The organism is Bacillus cereus (genome assembly GCF_002564555.1).
Classification (GTDB): domain Bacteria; phylum Bacillota; class Bacilli; order Bacillales; family Bacillaceae_G; genus Bacillus_A; species Bacillus_A cereus_K.
This window is the reverse complement of sequence record NZ_NUVD01000015.1, coordinates 305,271-325,165: the sequence shown is the minus strand read 5'-3', so window position 1 is coordinate 325,165 and position 19,895 is coordinate 305,271. Positions and strand designations below refer to the sequence as shown.

The window sequence follows — 19,895 nt, the reverse complement described above, 5'->3', positions numbered from 1 at the left end:
TAAAAATTCCTACCTTCAAGAGTATTAAAAGTTTTCTATTTTAAAGAATGAAAAATGTAATATATATTATATCAGTTTTCATAAGGTCAAACTAGAAATCCCCCTATTGTATTAGGGGGTTCGTTTTTAATAGAGGGAATCATTTTGAAGTATAAATACATATATGAAAAGCATCGGCCGAGGGAATAGAGGGATAGCAAACTTTTTAAGAAGGAAAGAGTGTTCTTAAAGCTCTTTTTGCATCTATTCCTTCAAAAATAAATAATACAAGATCTTTCTTTTTTACAGTAAGGAAAAAGGATACTAGAGTGCTTAAGTTTTTAATCGACGTTAGTGTTCCATGTTTACTTATAAACAAATTTGTTTGAAACGTTGTCATTAAAGCGTAAAAATGATGAATCTGAGTTATTGTAGGTGTTTCATTATAAAAAATAGTAGTAGAGTGAATGGCATTCATCGAAATATTCCTTTCCATATAGTAAGCATAACAATATAAACATACCCGTTTTAAACAATGTTAAACGTATAAAAAAGAAAAAATATAATTAAAGTTTTTAGGTTTAGGAAGAGTTAGGAAGGGTATGCATATACTACAAAGAGATTGATTGAAGATGGATTGTAAGATTTCTATTTTTAGTAGATTGGTCTATAAAATATATTTTTACTTTAAATAAAAAGGAGTCTGGTATACATGAATGAAATGATAATTGATATTACATTTGATTTAATTTACTTGTTAAGTAGTTCGCTTGTAATACTGTTACTATTAGCTTTTTTTGTAAATGGTTATGTTAATAAAAAGATTAGTGTATACAGAAATGAAGAAGAATAAAGATGCATTATATAAAAATAAAAGAGCATATATGTATATAAAACTTTAGGAGGTTAATAGTTATGGATGTAGATAGAAAAATAGTAGGTGTTTTTAGAACAATCGATGATGCAGCATTCGTTATTAATGAATTAAAAGATAAAGGATACTCGGCGGATAACATTTCAGCTATTGCGAAGGATAAAAAGGAAATTGAACATCTGGAAGAAAAATCGGGTGAAAAAGTGAATAATGAAACTGCACATAAAGCGGATATCTTTTCAGCAACAGGGCTTGTAGCAGGAGGAGTCGCAGGAGGACTTGGTGGTTTATTAACGGGCCTTGGTATCCTTGCCATTTCTGGAATGGGTCCAATCGTAGCAGCAGGTCCAATTGCAGCAGCTATTGGAGGAGCCGGTATTGGCGGAGGAGCTGGAAGTTTAATAGGAGCATTTATTGGATTAGGAATTCCAGAAGAACATGCTAAAAAGTATGAAGAATATATTTACGATGGAAATATATTAATTTTAGTAGATGCAAAATTAGATAATAAGTTAGAAATATATAAGGTATTCGATAAGCATAACGCTTATAACTCTAATTTCTTTAAATAATATTTACTCCACATATCAATTATGAAAAATGTAGACATAGTGAATATCGCTTTTGATCTTACAACTTTGGCGCGGCCGAGGAGTCGTATGACTATAAGAGAGGAAGGGCTTATAGTAAAAGATCAAGTTCTATTATGTTATTTAAAAGGGAAGAGGTGTCTTTTAGTGATTGTAAAAATATTAAAGGATAGTAGTAATAGTTTCCTTTGTACGATTCAAAATAAAAATGGAGATAAGTATGTGAAAAAATGGTTTAGTAAACATGAAAATAATGAAGAATTAGGGCGACCAACCTTTAAAGAAGTAGAAAAGGATTGGAAAGAAAATAGAGAATCGTTTGCTTATCCTAATATTAAAGCGCTTTATTAAATATTATGCGCGTTTTATTTTTATCCTCCTCAAATTAATTTCAAGGATTGGTTAATAAAATGAATTGCCATTCTTACAAAATTGTCATATTCTTGTAAGGTAATTCAATAGATTAGTTACTTTTTCCATGTCATAATAAAGACATAAGAAAGCGAATGAAAAACAACAACTTATTAGGAGAGTGTCAGTCATGATTGTAACAACAACTTCTGGAATTCAAGGTAAAGAGATTATTGAGTATATTGATATTGTAAATGGTGAAGCTATTATGGGTGCAAACATTGTCCGCGATTTATTCGCTTCAGTTCGTGATGTTGTCGGTGGTCGTGCTGGTTCTTATGAAAGCAAGTTAAAAGAAGCTCGTGATATTGCGATGGATGAAATGAAAGAACTTGCAAAACAAAAAGGTGCGAACGCTATCGTTGGTATTGACGTAGATTATGAAGTTGTTCGTGATGGAATGTTAATGGTTGCTGTAAGTGGTACAGCTGTACGTATATAATTAAATGAAGAATCTCCTCGAAGCTTATGCTTTGAGGGGATTTTTTTAATAACTACTCAAAAACACTTTCCCTTTTGCTTTTTCAGCAGATTGAACAACATCAACCGCGGTTTTCACACCTGTTAAGTCATACGTAGAATGTACCCTCATAAAACGTAATTGTTTATTTTCTACTAAGCGGATTAAGTGACGAAACGTTTCTTGCCATTTGTGTGGTGACACGTCTTTATTCCAATGCCGTAAATGAAATATGTTAGCATGCACCTTAGCTTTTGTGACAATCTCTGCCCAGTTTACTTGTACGCCTGATAGAAGACCGATAGTTAAAAAGTGTCCATTTGGGCGTACGCAAAATGCTAATTCATTTCCGTCGGCCCCTCCAATAGAATCGATCGCAGCATCTGCCCCGGTCCCCTTTGTTAACTCCATAACTGTTTCGTGAAGCGGAGCAGTGGAAGTATCTATTACATAATCGGCACCAAGCTGAAGTAATTCTTCTATATGTTTACTATTTCTTGTCACTGCAATTAATCGGAAGTTTAAAATTTGCGATAACTGAGCAAATAGATGTCCAATAGCGGATCCGCACGCATTCACTAATAAAACGTCATCCCGTTTTAAGTTTAGCGTTTCTGTACACGTAACCCACGCTGTAAGGGGATTAATATACATTTGTGCCGCTGTGAAATCATCAATGGAATCTGGAATAGGGACTACAAAATCAGCCGATGTTGTCACATATTCTTGCCAAGTACCATCTCCGCGTAAAGGTAAAACACGTTTGCCGATCAAGTCTCTAGAAACGCTCACGCCTACATCTTCTACAATACCAACACCTTCATAACCAGGTATGTTAGGTAAAGGGATTCTATGTGCGTACGCTCCGGTTATTGGAATTAAGTCAGAGGGATTAATCGGTCTGACTCGCATACGAACGAGAACTTCATTATCTTTTAATGGTTCTATATTTTTATATTCAACTTGCAATACATCTTTTGGATTGCCAAACTCATGGAATTGAATGTGTTTTCCGCGCAAAATAATTGATCCCCCTTAGTGTGATTGGGTTTATTATAGCACTTTGGTTGGATTGTTTATTTTGTTACATGTATAAAAGGGAATAGAAATATTAAAGAAGGAATAAACATGCATAAGTAGCTCAATAAAAACTACAGTTAAAGGCATCCGAAAGAGTGCTTTTATTTTGTTTTTACCAATATGATTTAACAATTATACATAAATGGGGGAGTCAGCATGAACAAAAAGATAATCGGAGGGATTTTAGGTGTTATCGTAATTATCATAGCCCTTGTGAGCATGAATGTATTACAAAAAAACGCTAAAGAAGCAGAAGAAAAGAAGAAACGTGAAGCTCGTTATGTTCAAGCGGCAGCGGAATTTTATAATAATAGCGAACTAATGGGATTTGTTGCTCAGATGGTTTTGCCGGAGTATTCGGATACTTGGTCTAAAGCTATTGATAACCGTCGAGATTTTAATATAGCGGTAAATGCTAAGAAAAAATCATATGATTCAATGATTTCTCAAGCTTCTGTAATATATAGTGGTATGGAAGGTCAATTAAAAACTGTTTCTGAAGCTGCAAAAGAAAATCCAGATAAGTATAAAGAACTTTATGATGAATACAAAAAAATGTATGGGACTATTACTTCTTTAAAGGAACAAACTGAATCACCTAGTGGAACTTTGGTGACATTTAACCAAAATGCAAGTATGTTATTCCAAGAATACAAGAAATATAAAGGGAATATAGATGTGGCTATATCTGAGGATATAAAAAATGAAGTTGAGAAGATAAAAGAAAGAAGCAAAAAATAATTAAACTATATATGACTTGAAACAATAATATGGAAGAGCATGTCATTCGCTTAGGATATAATTAGTACAAATGATAGGGACTTGTTCAAGTAGAAGAAGCCACTTTAAAAGTAGCTTCTTCTATTTTCTATTAAGCCGAAGCCTTCTTCATTCTCTCAAGTAAACTAGACAACACATGTGTACGATATGATTCTAGTTTTTTACCTTCATAAGTACGAATACCTAATTTTTTAAGTTCTTTTACATACCAACCTTTGCTTCCGAAATACATGTGATCGCTCCCCTTCAACTTTGTTTTTATTTGTTCTGATTGTACTTGGAGGTACAGGTAATATAATGAAGGAAATGAATTTCGCGCGAAAATGGTTAACTTTGTTGCAAAAGACATATATACTAAAGATAGTATACAACGAGGTGGGCAAGACGTGATTATAGAGAAGCACGAAATTCAAATTGACCAAATTACGAGCGGTAAAGTGAATATCTTTACTTTCTATAGAAATAGAAAGCAAATTGATGATCATTTTTTACGATTGCAAGAACCGTCGCTTACAGCAAACTACTTCTTCCATTTTCATTTTGATGCAGAGAGCTTGCATCTACTGCAGAAAGAGTTTCCGAGCGTATATCCGTACGACGGCAGTGAAACGATTCACGACTGGACGGAAAAGATGAAAGCGGAATTGCAACATCAGATCCAAACAGGTAAATGGAATAAACGCGTACGTATCGGTAATCGCATTCTAGATGTGGCGTTTACGTGGTGTGACGAAGATATAGTAGAGTGAAAAAGAAGCGGATGACGCTTCTTTTTTTAGCGCTGGAATAAAACGAGCTTACCTGCAGAAGATGTGCAGCGATGTGTTTTTTCGTACAATCCTTTTTCTTGTAAAATAGATTCACCTTTTGCTTTCGCTTCTTTTTCAGTTGCCGCCTCGAATGATTCGTCTAATGCTTTCGAACCATCTTTTTCAAAGACTGTTAGAACGTATACTCCCATGACAATTCCCTCCAATGATTAAAATCAGAATCTTATAACTATTTTGGCATAAATCACTAGAATATGCAAAGAAATATATGACATTGCGTGGTAAAATAAAACTTTAATAACAGGAGAGTTTTTTATATTATTATTAATTGTTAATATTGATAAAATGAAACTTTTGAAATATAGAAAGGATCGTTATTTGTGAAACAAGTGAAGTTTATACATGCGGCTGATTTGCATTTGGATAGTCCGTTTAAAGGAATGGAAATGAATGTGGCGCAGTCTGTTTGGGAGAGAATGAAGCAAAGTACGTTTGAATCATTTGAGCGTATTGTTGATAAAGCGATTCAAGAGCGTGTTGATTTCGTATTACTAGCCGGGGATTTGTATGATGCGGAGACGAGAAGTTTGAGGGCGCAAGTGTTTGTGCGTGAGCAAATGAAGAGACTTTCGCAGTACGATATTCCCGTTTTTATTATTCACGGTAACCACGATCATTTAGGGGGAAGCTGGGCAGCGATTGAGTTTCCGGAAAATGTTCATGTGTTTACAGAGCCTTATGTAGAAGAGAAATCATTTTATAAAAATGGTGAGCTATTAGCTTCTATTTACGGGTTCAGTTATTTGCAGCAAGCGGTAACGGATAATATGACAGCGCAGTATACGAAAATGAGTGATGCGCCTTTTCATATTGGCATGCTTCACGGAAGTGTGGAAGGAGATGCAGAGCATAATCGTTATGCGCCGTTCCAAATTCGTGAGCTGAAAGAAAAGCAGTTTGATTATTGGGCTCTTGGCCATATACATAAACGTGAAATTTTATCAGAAGAGCCTTACATTATTTATCCAGGGAACATACAAGGGCGTCATCGTAAGGAAACGGGAGAAAAGGGTGCGTACCTTATTGAACTCACGAAACAGGGATCGCAATGTTCATTTTTCCATACTGCGGATGTTGTATGGGATGAGATAGAAGTGAGTATTGATGGACTTGAAACGGTTGATGAACTTATGACGGCAGTGTCAACTGCGATGAATGAGTGCCGAAGAGAAGAGGAAGGGACACTTTTAACTGCCGTATTTACAGGACAGGGACCACTTTCTCCTTATTTACGTGATGAGAAACGCGCGGAAGAGATTTTTCATATTTTAGCAGCTGGCGAAGAGCGAAAAGATTTCGTATATGTGATGAAGTGGAAAAATGAGACGGTTTCTTTTGCGGAAATTGAACGTTTGAAAGAAGAAAATCATTTCGTTGGTAGTGTGCTGAAGGAGTTAGAAGCGTTCACCAATATGGACGGAGTGTTGCGCACGATTTGGACATCTCCTATAGCGCGTAATAGTATTGAATCTTTTACAGAAGAAGAGAAGAGAGAGATTCAAAAGGAAGCGGAAAATATTATTTTAGAACAATTATTCCAGCAAGAGAGGGATAAGAAATGAGAATTGAAAAACTCCATATTTATGGGTACGGAAAGTTAGAAAATGTGGAAATGGATCTTTCATTGCTGACGGTGTTGTATGGTGAAAATGAAGCGGGAAAATCGACAATTCGCTCGTTTATGAAAAGTCTTTTGTTCGGTTTTCCAACGAGAGGACAGCGCCGTTATGAGCCGAAAGAAGGCGGAAAGTATGGCGGAGCGGTAACTGTACAAACAGAGAAGTACGGCCGTTTGAAAATTGAGCGTTTGCCGAAAACAGCAGCTGGTGAGGTGACCGTTTATTTTGAAGATGGGAAGACTGGCGGCGAAGAGATTTTAAACGATATATTAAGCGGTATGAATGAAAATTTATTTGACTCTGTTTTTTCATTTGATATGCATGGCCTTCAAAATATTCATCAGCTTGGCGAAGCGGATATCGGTAATTATTTATTTTCAGCAAGTGCAGTTGGTAGTGATGCGTTATTGCAGCTTGATAAAAAGTTAGAAAAAGAAATGGATCAGCGCTTTAAGCCGAGTGGTCGTAAGCCAGAAATTAACGTGTCCTTGCAAGAGATGAAGAAGCTTGAAGAGAAGATGAAAGAGTGGCAAGGGAAAATTGGCACGTATGAAAAACAGGTCGAGCAGTTAAAAGAAAGTGAAGAGAAATTGGCGTCTGTTCGCGCGGAGAAAGAGAGTGCGGAAAGACGAAAGCAAGATTATGAAATATTAGCAGCACTTGAACCGCTCGTTATTGAAAAGCATGCACATGAGAAAGTGTTAGAAAACGAAAACGGGCAATTTCCTGTAAACGGGACGGCGCGTTATGAGGCGATTAAGGCAAAAATGGAGCCGCTTCAGTTGCAAGTTGATTCGCTTCATAAAAAAATAGAGACGGTACAATCGGAAATTGAATCGATTCAAATAGATGAAGAGTTTTTACGAAAAGAAAGTTACGTAGAAGAACTTCGTATGCAGCATTTGTCGTATGAAAATGCGCGCCAAGAAATGCGTGATATGACGGGAAGTATTGCGAATATAAAAGAAGAAATCGCAGAGCTAGAGCAACAAATTGGTGCTGCTTTTGAAAAAGAAACGGTTCTTTCGTTTGATATGAGTTTGGCGACGAAAGAGCTAATTACGCAAACGGTGCAAAAGGCGCGCGAGTTAGAAACGCAAAAAGCACAGCTCGATGATCATTTCAAAGTAGCGCAAGAGCAATTAGAAGAACAAGAAGAAAATATAAGACAGATCAAGAAACAAATGTTAGCGGATGAAGAGCGAACTGCGTTAGGCGAGAAAGAAAAGTCGTTCCAAGATGCGGCGTTTATCGGTATGGGCGCAGAGAGAATGAAGCGTAAGTATGAGGAAAAAGCAGGAGCAGCGGTGCAAAAGAAAAAGCAATGGCAAAGAGTTTGTCTTCTGTTACTTCTTATTAACACACTTGTTTTATTCACGAGCTTATTTATAGATAACCGAGAGCTCTTATTTATGAGTGTGATTATTTTTGTAGGGATTGTCCTTTCGCTTGTTTTATATAAAGATCCGTCAAGCGGATTACAAGAAGAGCTCCTTACCCTTCAGCAAAGTGCTGGCGGGAAACAAGGTGAAGAAGCGATGTCCGTTCGTTATCAGTTAGAAAAAGATGAAGAGATTCGTAAGCTATTTGAGCGTGAGTCTTATAAGTTACAGCAAATGGAACGAGCGTATGATAAAGTCGTTTCATCGTATGAGGAATGGGAGAGAGAAACATTCCGCGCCAGCGAACAAGTAGACGCATATAAAACGCGCTATATGTTCCCTGAATTTTATACGTATGCGCACATATTGCCAGCGTTTGAGCGTATTGAAAAAATGCAGCAATTATATCGTGAATTAGAGAAGAAAAGCACGCGGAAATCATCATTATATGAAATGATTTCGCACTTTGAACATAAACTAGAAACAGTTATCGGTAGCGCGGAGTATAGTAAACTGCATGAAGCGCAAAGTCGTATGCAAAATGAGAAAGAAAAGCGCCAAACTTGTAAGCAGCTGAAAGAGAAGATAGCTGAATGGCAAGAAGAATATGAGTTCATGCAAGAGCAACTGAAACAACTGTTAGTAGAACGAGATAGTTTATGGCATATTGCAGAGGCTACAGATGAAGAGATGTTTTTAGAAGCAGGTAAACTGGCAGAAAAACGTGAAGATGCGGATAAGCAAGTGGGGCGTTTATTACCACAAATTGATTTGTTAGAACAGCGTTTAACGAGTTTATCATTAGCTGAACATTATGAAGCTGGTGGTTATGAGGAAAAATTAAAGCAAGAAATTGCAATCGTGCAAAACTGTCTTACAAAAGAAAAAGAACTGACGGAGCGTATTGCGAAACATCGTATAGAAATTGCGAATTTAGAAGAAGGCAGTACGTACGGTGATTTACTACACGAATGGGAAATGAAAAAAGCGCAAGTGCGTGAACAAGTGAAAAAGTGGGCTGCGTACGCGGCCGCAAAGACAGTGTTAACGAAAACGAAGCAATATTATCATGAAGTACATTTGCCGCGTATTTTACAAAAATCAGAAGAGTATTTTGTCTATTTAACAGGCGGAAGATATAGTAAAATCTTTTCACCGTCAGAGGCGGAACCTTTCATTGTTGAACGTAACGATGGCATGCGTTTTTACAGTCATGAACTAAGCCAAGCGACAGCAGAGCAGTTATATTTATCGCTGAGATTTGCGTTAGCGAAAACATTTGAACATGATTATCCATTTATTATTGATGATAGTTTCGTGCACTTTGATGCGGTACGGACGAATCGAACGATTGAACTTATCAAAGAAATTGCGAAAGATAGACAAGTAATCTTCTTTACATGTCATGCGCATTTACTATCGTTCTTCACAGAAAAACAGATTATAAAATTAACGCATATGCGTAAAGAAAATGAGTTGTAATATGCTATACTAAAAGTAACTGATTTGGTGGAGGAATTCGAATGAAAAAGAAAATTGCAGAATATGAAGTTGGTGAACAAGTCGATGTTTTCTTGTTAATTAAAACAGCGACAAAAGGTCTCGCAAGTAATGGAAAGCCGTTTTTAACAGTAATCTTACAAGATCCAAGTGGAGATATTGAAGCGAAGCTATGGGATGTATCACCAGAAGTTGAGAAACAATATGTGGCAGAAACGATCGTTAAAGTAGCTGGAGATATCCTAAATTACAAAGGCCGTATTCAATTACGCGTGAAACAAATCCGTGTTGCGAATGAAAATGAAGTAACGGACATCTCGGACTTCGTAGAAAAAGCACCAGTGAAAAAAGAAGATATGGTTGAAAAAATTACGCAATACATATTTGAAATGAGAAACCCAAACATCCAGCGTCTAACAAGACATTTATTAAATAAGCATCAAAACGAGTTTTTAGAATATCCAGCAGCGACGAAGAATCATCACGAGTTCGTATCTGGACTAGCTTATCACGTTGTATCGATGCTAGATTTAGCGAAAGCAATTGCTACGCTATACCCATCGTTAGATAAAGATTTACTATATGCAGGCGTGATTTTACATGACCTTGGTAAAGTATTCGAACTATCTGGCCCAATTTCTACAACGTATACGTTAGAAGGAAATTTACTTGGCCACATTTCGATTATGGTGAACGAAATTGGGAAAGCAGCAGATGAACTGCAAATCGATGCAGAAGAAGTATTAATTCTTCAACACATCGTTCTTTCTCACCACGGAAAAGCAGAATGGGGTAGCCCAAAACCTCCATTAGTAAAAGAAGCAGAAATTCTGCATTACATCGACAACTTAGATGCAAAAATGAACATGATGGACCGCGCATTAGGACGCACAAAACCAGGCGAATACACAGAACGTGTCTTTGCCCTTGATAACCGTTCGTTCTATAAGCCGACGTTCCATAATTAATAGTGTGAATAAAGTGGCCTCATTAAGTGTTAATAAGCTTAGTGAGGCTGTTTTTGTAGGAAGTAAATAATACGATACAAAAAAATATCTCGAATTTGAGATAAATCACTTGATTTTTAATCACTTGAGATGTAAAGTGATAGTAACGAAAGCGATTGAGTCATATGAAAAACATACACTCAGTTGCTTTCGATTTACAAAACAAAGTAACTTATTCAGTAAAAACTAAGATGAATTTACAAAACAAAGTAACTTATTCAGTAAAAACTAAGATGAATTTACAAAAAATATAATGAGAATAAATTGAAAAGCTTAAAAACATATTATTTGTGGGAAATGTTATTTTTTAGTTATCACTTGACTAGTAAAATGAAGCGGAGGAATGAACGATGTATGAAATTAAAGGGCATCATCACATTTCAATGGTTACGAAAAATGCAAATGAAAATAATCACTTTTATAAAAATGTGCTTGGTTTACGTCGTGTGAAAATGACGGTAAACCAAGATGATCCGTCAATGTATCACTTATTTTATGGAGATAAAACAGGAAGTCCAGGTACGGAGCTATCGTTTTTTGAAATTCCTTTAGTAGGAAAAACATATCGCGGTACGAATGCGATTACTCGAATTGGGTTACTTGTTCCTTCAGAGGATAGCTTGCATTACTGGAAAGCGCGATTTGAGAAATTTGATGTGAAACATAGTGAAATGACAACATATGCAAATCGTCCTGCTTTGCAATTTGAGGATGCTGAAGGTCTTCGCTTAGTACTACTCGTTTCAAACGGAGAAAAAGTGGAGCACTGGGAAACTTGGGAGAAATCAGAAGTTCCTGCAAAGCATCAAATCCAAGGAATGGGTTCTGTGGAAATGACGGTTCGTAGACTTGATAAAATGGCGAGTACACTTACAGAGATGTTTGGTTATACAGAGGTTAGCCGAAATGAAGAGGAAGCAATTTTTCAGTCCATTAAAGGAGAGGCTTTTGGAGAAATCGTTGTGAAATATTTAGATGGTCCTACTGAAAAGCCGGGCCGCGGTAGCATTCACCACCTAGCAATTCGTGTGAAAAACGATATAGAGCTTGCTCATTGGGAAGAACAAGTGAAACAAAGAGGTTTCCATTCTTCAGGAATCATTGACCGTTTTTACTTTAAAAGCTTATATTTCCGTGAATCAAACGGAATCCTTTTTGAAATCGCGACAGATGGACCAGGATTTACAGTTGATGGAGATGTAGAACATTTAGGAGAAAAACTTGATTTACCACCGTTCCTAGAAGAGCAGCGAGCAGAAATTGAAGCGAATTTAGCACCTATTGAAGAGAAGTAATAGAAGAGAAAAGAAAAGATAAAATTTAAAACTATTGGAGGAATATAAAATGAACCAATTAAAAGGAATACACCACGTCACAGCGATTACAAGTAGCGCAGAAAAGAACTATGAATTTTTCACTTACGTGTTAGGAATGCGTCTCGTTAAAAAAACGGTAAACCAAGATGATATTCAAACGTACCATTTATTCTTTGCAGATGATAAAGGTAGTGCCGGAACAGATATGACTTTCTTTGACTTCCCGGGCGTTCCAAAAGGTGTACACGGTACAAATGAAATTTCAAAAACTTCATTCCGCGTTCCAAGTGATGCAGCATTAGCATATTGGGTGAAACGTTTTGATCGTCTGGAAGTGGAACATACAGGAATTAAAGAGCAATTTGGTAAGAAGACTCTTTCTTTCGTTGATTTTGATGATCAACACTATCAATTGATTTCAGATGAATTGGATAAAGGGATCGAATCAGGTACACCGTGGCAAAACGGTCCAGTTCCATTAGAATACGCAATTACTGGTTTAGGACCTGTATTTATCCGTATCGCGAACTTTAGTTTCTTCAAAGAAGTGTTAGAGAAAGTTCTATTATTTAAAGAGATTGTGCAAGAAGGAGAATTCTATTTATTTGAAGTGAACGAAGGTGGAAACGGTGCTTCAGTCATTGTAGAACATAATACGGTTCTTCCTGAAGCACAACAAGGTTTTGGTACAGTGCACCATGCTGCATTCCGCGTAGAGGATCGCGCTGTATTAGAAGAATGGATTGAGAGAATCGGTAGCGTTGGACTTCCTTCATCTGGATATGTAAACCGTCACTTCTTTGAGTCATTATACGCACGAGTTGCACCGCAAATTTTATTCGAGTTTGCGACAGATGGCCCTGGTTTTATGGGAGATGAGCCATATGAAACACTTGGAGAGAAGTTATCTTTACCTCCATTCCTAGAGCCAAAGCGTGAAGACATTGAAAAATTAGTTCGCCCAATTGATACAGTGAGAAGTACGAAGGAATTTATTAAAGAGTAAAAATAGAGATAATAAGTAGAAGAGCAAGTAGTTTTAGCGAATAGCTAGAATTGCTTGCTTTTTTCATGGATCAGCAAAAACAGCTGATCCATGAAAAAAGCTTACTGTTGAAGCTTACCATTTATATCCCTTTTCTTGAAAAGCAGTTTATAAATAAACTTTATAACTAACTCTAAAAGATAAATCACTATACCACAGCATAGCATTACTAATAGAATTTCTATAAATTTAGTTAATGAAGAACTAAAAAATCTTTCTATCATTTCATTAAGTAAAATCATGAAAGCAAAAGATAAAAAACTTACTAATATACTAAAAATAATTATTTTTATAATGTCCATTTCTTGTTTAATTTTCATATAAGAAAAAATAAAACAACACCCTAAAAGAATCGGTAATAATCCTAGTTCTATTACATTACTTAAATAAATAAAAATACTCTCAGCTAAAATGAAGTATAAAATTTTTTTGAAAACCAATTTTATCCCCTCCTTTAATTAGTATTATACCGTTTTTGAAATTCAGTATTTATAATTTTTAGAAAATAAAAGTTGGATATGTCTAAAGGAGGAATATTTTATGAAGAAAATCAAGGATAAAAGGAAAAAGTAATCAAATTTGTTTTGATTACTTTTTTCGGAATTATAATAAAGGGGAAATTAGACGCATTAGGGATTCTAGTATTCGTTTTTGAATGCTACGTTTTTGAAATGATTTCCATCGGATTTCAGAAGAATGGTTAAAGTCCTCTTCAAAATCACGTTTAATAGTAAGAACTGTCTTAGATTCATAAAGTACGCTAATGATTTCATAATTTAGTTCAAAGCTACGGACATCCATATTTGCTGTGCCAATTGTTGCAATTTCATCATCTACAAGTACAATTTTAGCATGCACAAAACCATCTTTATAGCTGTAAATTGAAGCACCGGCTTTTAGAAGTGGTGTGAAGTATGATTGAGATGCGAGATCACTAATGAGTCTATCTCTCTTACCTGGGTATAGAATACGGACATCTATTCCAGCTATTGCACTTAAACGTAGTAATGTTAATGTTTCTTGGTCCGGAATGAAATAGGGTGTTGCGATCCAAATTGATTTCTTAGCAGAAGCTATAACAGCAAGTAAAGTATTACGAATGTTTGTATCATCTGAACTTGGTCCACTTGCTACAATTTGAACAGCCCCTTCTGCATGAGAATTTTCTTTACCTGGAAAGTATTTTGCATTCATAAATTGATTCCAAGAATGAGTGTTTAAACCATTAGTGGCATAGAGCCAATCCTCAAGGAATATTGCTTGTAATTTGTACAATGCTTTTCCTTCTATCCTTAAGTGGCTGTCACGCCAAATGGGGAATTTTTTAGAACGACCAAAATACTCATCGCCAACGTTGAGCCCACCTGTAAAGCCGATTTCTCCATCTACAATGACAATTTTACGGTGGTTACGATAATTTACTGTTTCAAGTGGCCATGACGAAAAAATAGGATCAAATGCCACAACCTCAATTCCTACATCTTTCATAGGTTGTAAGAAACGATTTCGTAATGAATTGCTTCCGATTCCATCATAGAGAAAGCGTACAGTTACACCAGATTTTGCTTTCTCAATTAATGCATCGCGAATTTTTGTACCAATTTCATCTGCTCGATAAATAAAGTATTGAATGTGTATATGATGTGTAGCATTTTCAATAGCTTGTATAATGCTTGTAAATGTTTGATCACCATTTGTTAAGAGTTTTGTTGTGGTATTATTGGCAACAGGACCGCCACCGAATTTTTGTACAACCTGTGTTAAATAAGTAGAGCGCTCACTTAATGAGGAAGTGAATGATAAATCTAGGTGTTTTCCTTCTAAAATCTCACGGAATAATTTTCTTTGCTCTTCTGAACGATGTAGATGCTTCTTTCTTCTCCAACGACTTCGGCCAAAAAGAGAGTACAACAGTACACCAACAACAGGAAGAAGTGCTAATACTAAAAACCACGCTAAAGTACTTTGTGGGGAACGGTTTTCGATAAAAATAATGAAGGCAATGCCTACTATTGTGATAAACCATAGTACGTCGACAAAGTTGTATAGTGAGGTAATGGATGTATTCAGCAGAAAGAGAATGATAGAGACAAGTGTAAATATACATAATAATTGAACTTTAGGGTTTTTCATCTTTATAAAATTCACCTATTCTTTCTTAAATATAGGGTTCGTATATGGAAGCTGTAACCTAGCTTTTCTATTAAGGAGAATCACAAGTTGCTACTCTAGTTCGTGATATCATTTATATAAAATATAGTGGATTAATAAATTGTGAGGTTTCTAAGGCCCGTTTCCTCAGATGTTCTCTAATGTATTATCCGATAAATGGGATTTTGTGATATTTCATTTCCTTTTTAATGATGCTGAATAAAGGCGAGCTCATGATAGCCAAAGAGATACAAGGGGAATTCCTTGTATCTCTTTGGCTATAGATCTACTCTCTCTACACTGACTCAGTAGATAAAGAACCTTTTTGTTTATCTTTCCCTTTGAATACAGCTAGTATCATAATGATAAGAGATACAAGTCCAAGAAGCCCCATCGTCTGAACATATGAATCTACCCTGTACCCTCCAAAGAAGAAGCTGCTACGAAATGCTTCTACACTGTACTTAAAAGGAGTCCAAGAATACAACCAATGTTTTGTCACATCCGGAAGAAATTCGTGTGCCAGCGATAAGACTGGCATAGAAAAGAAGAAGACTACCATTAATATTGGTACCCCGACACGCCCAATCCAGTTGAGTACTGCACTTTGCAGAAGGAAGAACATGAAACCAAAGAAAAGTAACAATAAGAAAATTTCTCCTTCGTTCGGTATATATACATCGAGTATAGTATGAGCAATGAAAAGGGTTAAACTTGCAATTACTGTCATGAAAACAGAACCTGCAAGGACCTGTGATAAGACTGATTTTCCTGTAACGCGTCCGTTTGTAAACTTTTGGACAGCTATAAATAAGACTAAAGAACTGATAAGAGTAGTAATCCATAAGATTTGCGTCAGCATAATAGGGATATTTCCATTACCTGTGTGTGCTTGAACTGGATGAATCAACTCCGTTTTAATAATAAATGGGTTGGCTAATAACTTTGCCTGTTCAGTTGTTAGTGTCATATTGCTTTGTGAAATCTGATTAAATAAGGTGTTACGGATATTTTCGTTTATCGCTCCAATGAACTTATCAATCATTTGGCTCGAAACCGTTGCGGCAGTATAGTTCATTCCTTGATTCACCAAGACTTGTACCTCAGGTTGTTCCCCCTTAGGTGTGGTCAGCGATACAAGTTGCTGGGACATTTCTGGTGGAAACATAATGGCAGCATAATACTTCTTATCCTTCATCCCTTGCAATACATCTTCTTGTGTTTGTAAGAACGTCCATTTAACTTGGCTTTGCTTATTTTGTAGAATTTGCTTTTTTATTTCATCTCCTAAATTTACACTTCCTTGTCCTGGTAAGTTCACACCTGTATCCTGTATTACTATAGCGATTGGCAAGTTTTTAGGTACAGGGTTAACAGTTGATCCCATAAAAGCAAAACTAGCGATGGTAACAGCAACCATAATGCCTAACAAGCCACCTAGAACCATCTTTTGTTTGAAAAATTGCCTTATTGTAAGCATTTAAAATTATTCCTCCTAGTATTTATTTAACAAAATGATAGATAACAAACAATGTGTAGTTTATAATAAATGCATGTTGTTTACAGTGTAATTATATCGTTTTTATTAAACAATTCAATTTACAATTAAGGCGGGAATGTACGATAAAAAACAAAAGAATGAAATCTGTTGTTTATAATGGCAATAACGAACAGGGAGGTATAAGGTGTTGAAAAAAGCGGATCTGCGGATTATTCGGACAAAGAAATTTATATATGATGCTTTTATTAAACTGATAGCGGAAAAGGGATACGATGCTATTACCATTCAAGACATCACTGATGAGGCACTTATTAATCGGGCGACATTTTACTCACATTACAGGGATAAACAAGATTTGTTAACAAAGCTTAGTGAAAATGTACTAGGAGAATTGACAAGTAAGATGGTTCTATATACTCATGTGCAGGGACAGCAAATAGATTTTTCGGAATTTGAGGGAATTTTACAATCCATATTTGAGTGTATATTAAAGCATGCAGACTTTTATAAAAGCATGCTTGGACCTCATGGCATTCATGATTTTAACCTGAAAATGCAGCAGACTATTATGGATAATCTCGAACAGAATTTCATTGAGCTTAAAATTGAAGATCACGACTTAGATATTCCAAAGGATATGGTATTCCATTTCATCACTTCCTGCGTTGTTGGGATGGCAATTTGGTGGCTTCAAAATGATATGAAATATTCACCGAAATATACTGCAAAACAATTAGTGAAGCTTATGACGAAAGGCCCCTTGTATGCAGTTGGTTTTACTTTGTTTAATGAGGGCTAGAAGGAGCAACTGTACTGGGAAGTGCAAAGTGGTTTCTAATAAATATAGTAAAGAAGAAACACGAAGTTTTTTACTTCTGTGTTTCTTCAAATTTTCGCTAACGGATTGCTGGAGTTAAAACTGGCTACAAGTTTAGACATAAGTCTTGCATCCCTACATCTGGACGATATAATTTTTGTGCATGAATGGCTTTGAACCTTAGTATCATTTGAAAGTCTAGTAAATGATAAGAAGAAAAAGCCACTTTACTTTGTACCTAGTTACAGCGACGCTTGTACTAGGTCTATCCTATTGAATGAAATAATTGACTTGCTTTTTATTTGTAACTATAATGGTTACAAAATAACCATCAGTAATAGAAATGAGTCGTATTTTTTTAATATAACTGTAACTAATATGATTACAGTTAAAAAGAAAACATAAAACAACCAAAAAATGTAAAAACTTTAAATAGCAACAAGAGAAAGGAGACGTAAATTTGAAACGGTTTAAATTTTATATGATTAGCGGTATTGTGCTCGTTTTGCTTATAGTATGTAACTTCGTCGATAAGCCAATTGCGAAGGTCGAGGAAGTGAAAGATACTGTTATGATGAAGCTGAATACGAAAGAGAGTATGGCGCAGATTGATGGACAGACGATTTATTTTAAACAAATTGGCGCAGGGAAGCCGCCTTTACTTATGCTGCACGGGTTTGGTGGTTCTTCTGATGGGTTTAGTGATATTTATCCGGAACTTGCACGAGACCATACGATTATTGCGGTTGATATTTTAGGGTTTGGGCGTTCTTCTAAGCCGATTGATTTTGAGTATTCGTTTCCTGCACAAGTGAATTTATATTATAAGTTAATGAAGAAGCTCGGATACGATCAGTTTGCGGTGCTCGGTCATTCTATGGGCGGAGAGATGTCCCTAAATTTAGCGTATTTATATCCGGAGGCAGTGACGCATCTTATTTTAGCGGACTCTACAGGAATTGAGTCTTTCCAGCAAAAAGAAAGTTATGCAGTGCCGCCGCTATCAACAGATTTACAAACGGTAACAGAGATTACGGATTATAATAAAGATGCAGTGAAAAATAGTCGCGATGATAAAGAGCATTATGATCAGCTTACGAAAATGAGAGAACGCCGCATTGCGATGGAAGCAGATAAAATTAAGGTGCCGACTTTAATTTTATGGGGCCGACATGATAAGAGTGTTTCTTGGGAAACTGGCGAACTGTATCACCAGTTATTTGCAAATAGTACGTTTCATATTATTGAAAAAGGATACCACGCACCGTTTCGTCAGGAACCAATCGAGTTTATGGAATATGTACAAGCGTTTTTCGCGAAGCATCCACAGTAAAAATTTAAGCATAAATCCACTCCTTTCCTCATACAGTGAAACTAATAAGGCTTGTCTAAGGAAAGGAATGAACGAAAGTGGAAATTTTACCATGGTGGATTTATCTTGTAATCGTTGGGATTGTATTGAGTGGCTACATGGTTTTATATACTTCGAAAAAAGAGCAAGAGATGGATAATGAGTTTATTGAAAAAGAAGGCGAAGTTTACATGAAACGCTTAGAAGAAGAACGCGAGAAACGTAATCAGAGTAGTGATAAGGATTCGGTACTGCTTTAATAGAAATTTTGAAAGGCTACCACCTAGTAGAACTTTACATCTAGGTTGGTAGTCTTTTTTTCTTTTGAGGGGAGGAAGTACATGTCCATCAAGTTAAGTTTATAGAAGTTTAATTTTACATATATACGAGATTCATCATGAACTTTTATTGATGGTATTTATATACAATGTGTTGAATAGACAATGAAAAAAGGCTTTTTTATTTTTCCCCAGAATGAACAGTAATATATAATCTAATGTCTTTACATGTAGCAAGGAGGCAGTCGAATTTGAATAGGGGAATTTGGTTTATATTTACTTTTTTAGCTATTTTAGTATCTAGTTATGTTGTTGTCCAATATTTTATTATGGATGGGTTTCAAACAGGACTTGTAAAAATGAAGCTTATGTATATATCTAAACTAAGTAGTTTTTGGTATATTATGTTATTTATACATATTACTACTAGCGTAGTAGCATTAGTAATTGGTCCGTTTACATTATCCAAAAAATTTAGAGAAAAGAATATCAACCGCCATCGGATAGTTGGGAGGATCTATATGGTTGGTATATTGTTAGGAGGCGTTTCAGGACTGTACTTAGCTTTTTACGCTACGGGGGGATTGGTAGCAAAGCTTGGCTTCGGCCTGTTATCCGTATTTTGGCTAACATCAGCATATCAAGCGTTAATTAGAATTAAGAATAAAAAAATTCAAGACCATAGGAATTGGATGATCAGAAATTATTCCTTAACCTTTGCGGCAGTTACATTATTTATAAGACAAAGACTTGATAAAGGGCAATACCAGGAAAATGAGGATTTACATTTTTGATGCGAATCTGATGTAATGTTGAGGACAGAATGCTTCAATAATTCAATAGTAGGTGGGTCTTTTTTACGATTCAAATGTAACCATCCAAAGCCCAACTCATACACTATGATGGAGGCTTTTTACTTCATAA

At 35.8% G+C, this 19,895-nt stretch carries 22 protein-coding genes; 15 read left to right on the top strand and 7 right to left on the bottom strand.

Going from position 1 to position 19,895, the window contains the following annotated elements:
* Window positions 1-205: 205 nt before the first annotated feature.
* The gene (locus COI75_RS08760; protein WP_000991329.1) at window positions 206-457 is read right to left on the bottom strand and encodes a hypothetical protein; all 252 of its coding nucleotides are present in this window, start codon (window positions 455-457) and stop codon (window positions 206-208) included.
* A 234-nt stretch (window positions 458-691) separates the two neighbouring features.
* On the opposite strand from COI75_RS08760, the gene COI75_RS26835 reads away from it, so the two are divergent.
* The 4 genes from COI75_RS26835 (at window position 692) to COI75_RS08740 (ending at window position 2,296) form a co-directional block, all read left to right on the top strand.
* Window positions 692-832: a hypothetical protein gene (locus COI75_RS26835; RefSeq protein WP_001004550.1), complete on the top strand. Its 141-nt coding sequence runs from the start codon at window positions 692-694 to the stop codon at window positions 830-832.
* A 62-nt stretch (window positions 833-894) separates the two neighbouring features.
* Complete coding sequence (locus tag COI75_RS08750) at window positions 895-1,425, top strand: general stress protein (RefSeq protein WP_098448320.1); 531 nt, start codon at window positions 895-897, stop codon at window positions 1,423-1,425.
* A 165-nt stretch (window positions 1,426-1,590) separates the two neighbouring features.
* Entirely contained in the window at window positions 1,591-1,794 is a 204-nt protein-coding gene (locus COI75_RS08745; protein WP_141535091.1) for a DUF4028 family protein, read from the top strand.
* Between the two features lie 190 nt (window positions 1,795-1,984).
* On the top strand, window positions 1,985-2,296 hold the full coding sequence (locus tag COI75_RS08740) for a YbjQ family protein (RefSeq protein ID WP_000637510.1): 312 nt from the start codon (window positions 1,985-1,987) through the stop codon (window positions 2,294-2,296).
* A 45-nt stretch (window positions 2,297-2,341) separates the two neighbouring features.
* Here COI75_RS08740 and COI75_RS08735 read toward each other — a convergent pair whose 3' ends face one another.
* Window positions 2,342-3,334 carry a zinc-dependent alcohol dehydrogenase family protein gene (locus tag COI75_RS08735; protein WP_141535090.1) on the bottom strand — a complete coding sequence of 331 codons (993 nt, stop codon included), beginning with the start codon at window positions 3,332-3,334 and terminating at the stop codon, window positions 2,342-2,344.
* Window positions 3,335-3,550: 216 nt separating this feature from the next.
* On the opposite strand from COI75_RS08735, the gene COI75_RS08730 reads away from it, so the two are divergent.
* Window positions 3,551-4,135 (top strand): hypothetical protein, encoded by a 585-nt coding sequence (locus tag COI75_RS08730; protein ID WP_098448317.1) that lies wholly within the window; start codon window positions 3,551-3,553, stop codon window positions 4,133-4,135.
* A gap of 130 nt (window positions 4,136-4,265) precedes the next feature.
* On the opposite strand, the gene COI75_RS08725 is transcribed toward COI75_RS08730, so the two are convergent.
* Window positions 4,266-4,406 carry a YflJ family protein gene (locus COI75_RS08725; protein ID WP_000273536.1) on the bottom strand — a complete coding sequence of 47 codons (141 nt, stop codon included), beginning with the start codon at window positions 4,404-4,406 and terminating at the stop codon, window positions 4,266-4,268.
* A 154-nt stretch (window positions 4,407-4,560) separates the two neighbouring features.
* Between COI75_RS08725 and COI75_RS08720 the strand changes: the two genes are divergently transcribed.
* Window positions 4,561-4,923, top strand: coding sequence for a hypothetical protein (locus COI75_RS08720; RefSeq protein WP_000582784.1), 363 nt, complete (start codon window positions 4,561-4,563; stop codon window positions 4,921-4,923).
* 26 nt (window positions 4,924-4,949) lie between these two features.
* Here the strand turns inward: COI75_RS08720 and COI75_RS08715 are convergent, their stop codons facing one another.
* Window positions 4,950-5,135 (bottom strand): YhzD family protein, encoded by a 186-nt coding sequence (locus tag COI75_RS08715; RefSeq protein WP_000539551.1) that lies wholly within the window; start codon window positions 5,133-5,135, stop codon window positions 4,950-4,952.
* A gap of 189 nt (window positions 5,136-5,324) precedes the next feature.
* Between COI75_RS08715 and COI75_RS08710 the strand changes: the two genes are divergently transcribed.
* From COI75_RS08710 to COI75_RS08690, 5 genes are all read left to right on the top strand, one after another.
* Entirely contained in the window at window positions 5,325-6,566 is a 1,242-nt protein-coding gene (locus tag COI75_RS08710; protein WP_098448316.1) for a metallophosphoesterase family protein, read from the top strand.
* Window positions 6,563-9,487: an ATP-binding protein gene (locus tag COI75_RS08705; protein WP_001217622.1), complete on the top strand. Its 2,925-nt coding sequence runs from the start codon at window positions 6,563-6,565 to the stop codon at window positions 9,485-9,487. Before COI75_RS08710 ends, COI75_RS08705 begins: the two co-directional genes overlap by 4 nt.
* Before the next feature lie 41 nt (window positions 9,488-9,528).
* Window positions 9,529-10,473 (top strand): 3'-5' exoribonuclease YhaM, encoded by a 945-nt coding sequence (gene yhaM, locus COI75_RS08700; protein WP_000726646.1) that lies wholly within the window; start codon window positions 9,529-9,531, stop codon window positions 10,471-10,473.
* 389 nt (window positions 10,474-10,862) lie between these two features.
* The gene (locus COI75_RS08695; protein ID WP_000272956.1) at window positions 10,863-11,807 is read left to right on the top strand and encodes a ring-cleaving dioxygenase; all 945 of its coding nucleotides are present in this window, start codon (window positions 10,863-10,865) and stop codon (window positions 11,805-11,807) included.
* 49 nt (window positions 11,808-11,856) lie between these two features.
* The gene (locus COI75_RS08690) at window positions 11,857-12,834 is read left to right on the top strand and encodes a ring-cleaving dioxygenase (RefSeq protein WP_001072587.1); all 978 of its coding nucleotides are present in this window, start codon (window positions 11,857-11,859) and stop codon (window positions 12,832-12,834) included.
* 101 nt (window positions 12,835-12,935) lie between these two features.
* On the opposite strand, the gene COI75_RS08685 is transcribed toward COI75_RS08690, so the two are convergent.
* The 3 genes from COI75_RS08685 to COI75_RS08675 all read right to left on the bottom strand — a co-directional run bounded on the left by COI75_RS08685 (window position 12,936) and on the right by COI75_RS08675 (window position 16,504).
* On the bottom strand, window positions 12,936-13,313 hold the full coding sequence (locus tag COI75_RS08685) for a DUF4029 domain-containing protein (RefSeq protein WP_000231410.1): 378 nt from the start codon (window positions 13,311-13,313) through the stop codon (window positions 12,936-12,938).
* 163 nt (window positions 13,314-13,476) lie between these two features.
* On the bottom strand, window positions 13,477-15,006 hold the full coding sequence (locus COI75_RS08680) for a cardiolipin synthase (protein ID WP_000795360.1): 1,530 nt from the start codon (window positions 15,004-15,006) through the stop codon (window positions 13,477-13,479).
* A gap of 313 nt (window positions 15,007-15,319) precedes the next feature.
* Entirely contained in the window at window positions 15,320-16,504 is a 1,185-nt protein-coding gene (locus COI75_RS08675; protein ID WP_098381225.1) for a YhgE/Pip domain-containing protein, read from the bottom strand.
* Window positions 16,505-16,709: 205 nt separating this feature from the next.
* Here COI75_RS08675 and COI75_RS08670 point away from each other — a divergent pair, with 205 nt between their 5' ends.
* The 4 genes from COI75_RS08670 (at window position 16,710) to COI75_RS08655 (ending at window position 19,765) form a co-directional block, all read left to right on the top strand.
* Window positions 16,710-17,324 (top strand): TetR/AcrR family transcriptional regulator, encoded by a 615-nt coding sequence (locus COI75_RS08670; RefSeq protein ID WP_000913194.1) that lies wholly within the window; start codon window positions 16,710-16,712, stop codon window positions 17,322-17,324.
* A 478-nt stretch (window positions 17,325-17,802) separates the two neighbouring features.
* Entirely contained in the window at window positions 17,803-18,675 is an 873-nt protein-coding gene (locus COI75_RS08665) for an alpha/beta fold hydrolase (protein ID WP_000819474.1), read from the top strand.
* A gap of 77 nt (window positions 18,676-18,752) precedes the next feature.
* On the top strand, window positions 18,753-18,953 hold the full coding sequence (locus COI75_RS08660; protein ID WP_000404438.1) for a sporulation YhaL family protein: 201 nt from the start codon (window positions 18,753-18,755) through the stop codon (window positions 18,951-18,953).
* Between the two features lie 269 nt (window positions 18,954-19,222).
* Complete coding sequence (locus tag COI75_RS08655) at window positions 19,223-19,765, top strand: DUF2306 domain-containing protein (RefSeq protein WP_001079324.1); 543 nt, start codon at window positions 19,223-19,225, stop codon at window positions 19,763-19,765.
* The last annotated feature ends 130 nt before the right edge of the window (window positions 19,766-19,895 follow it).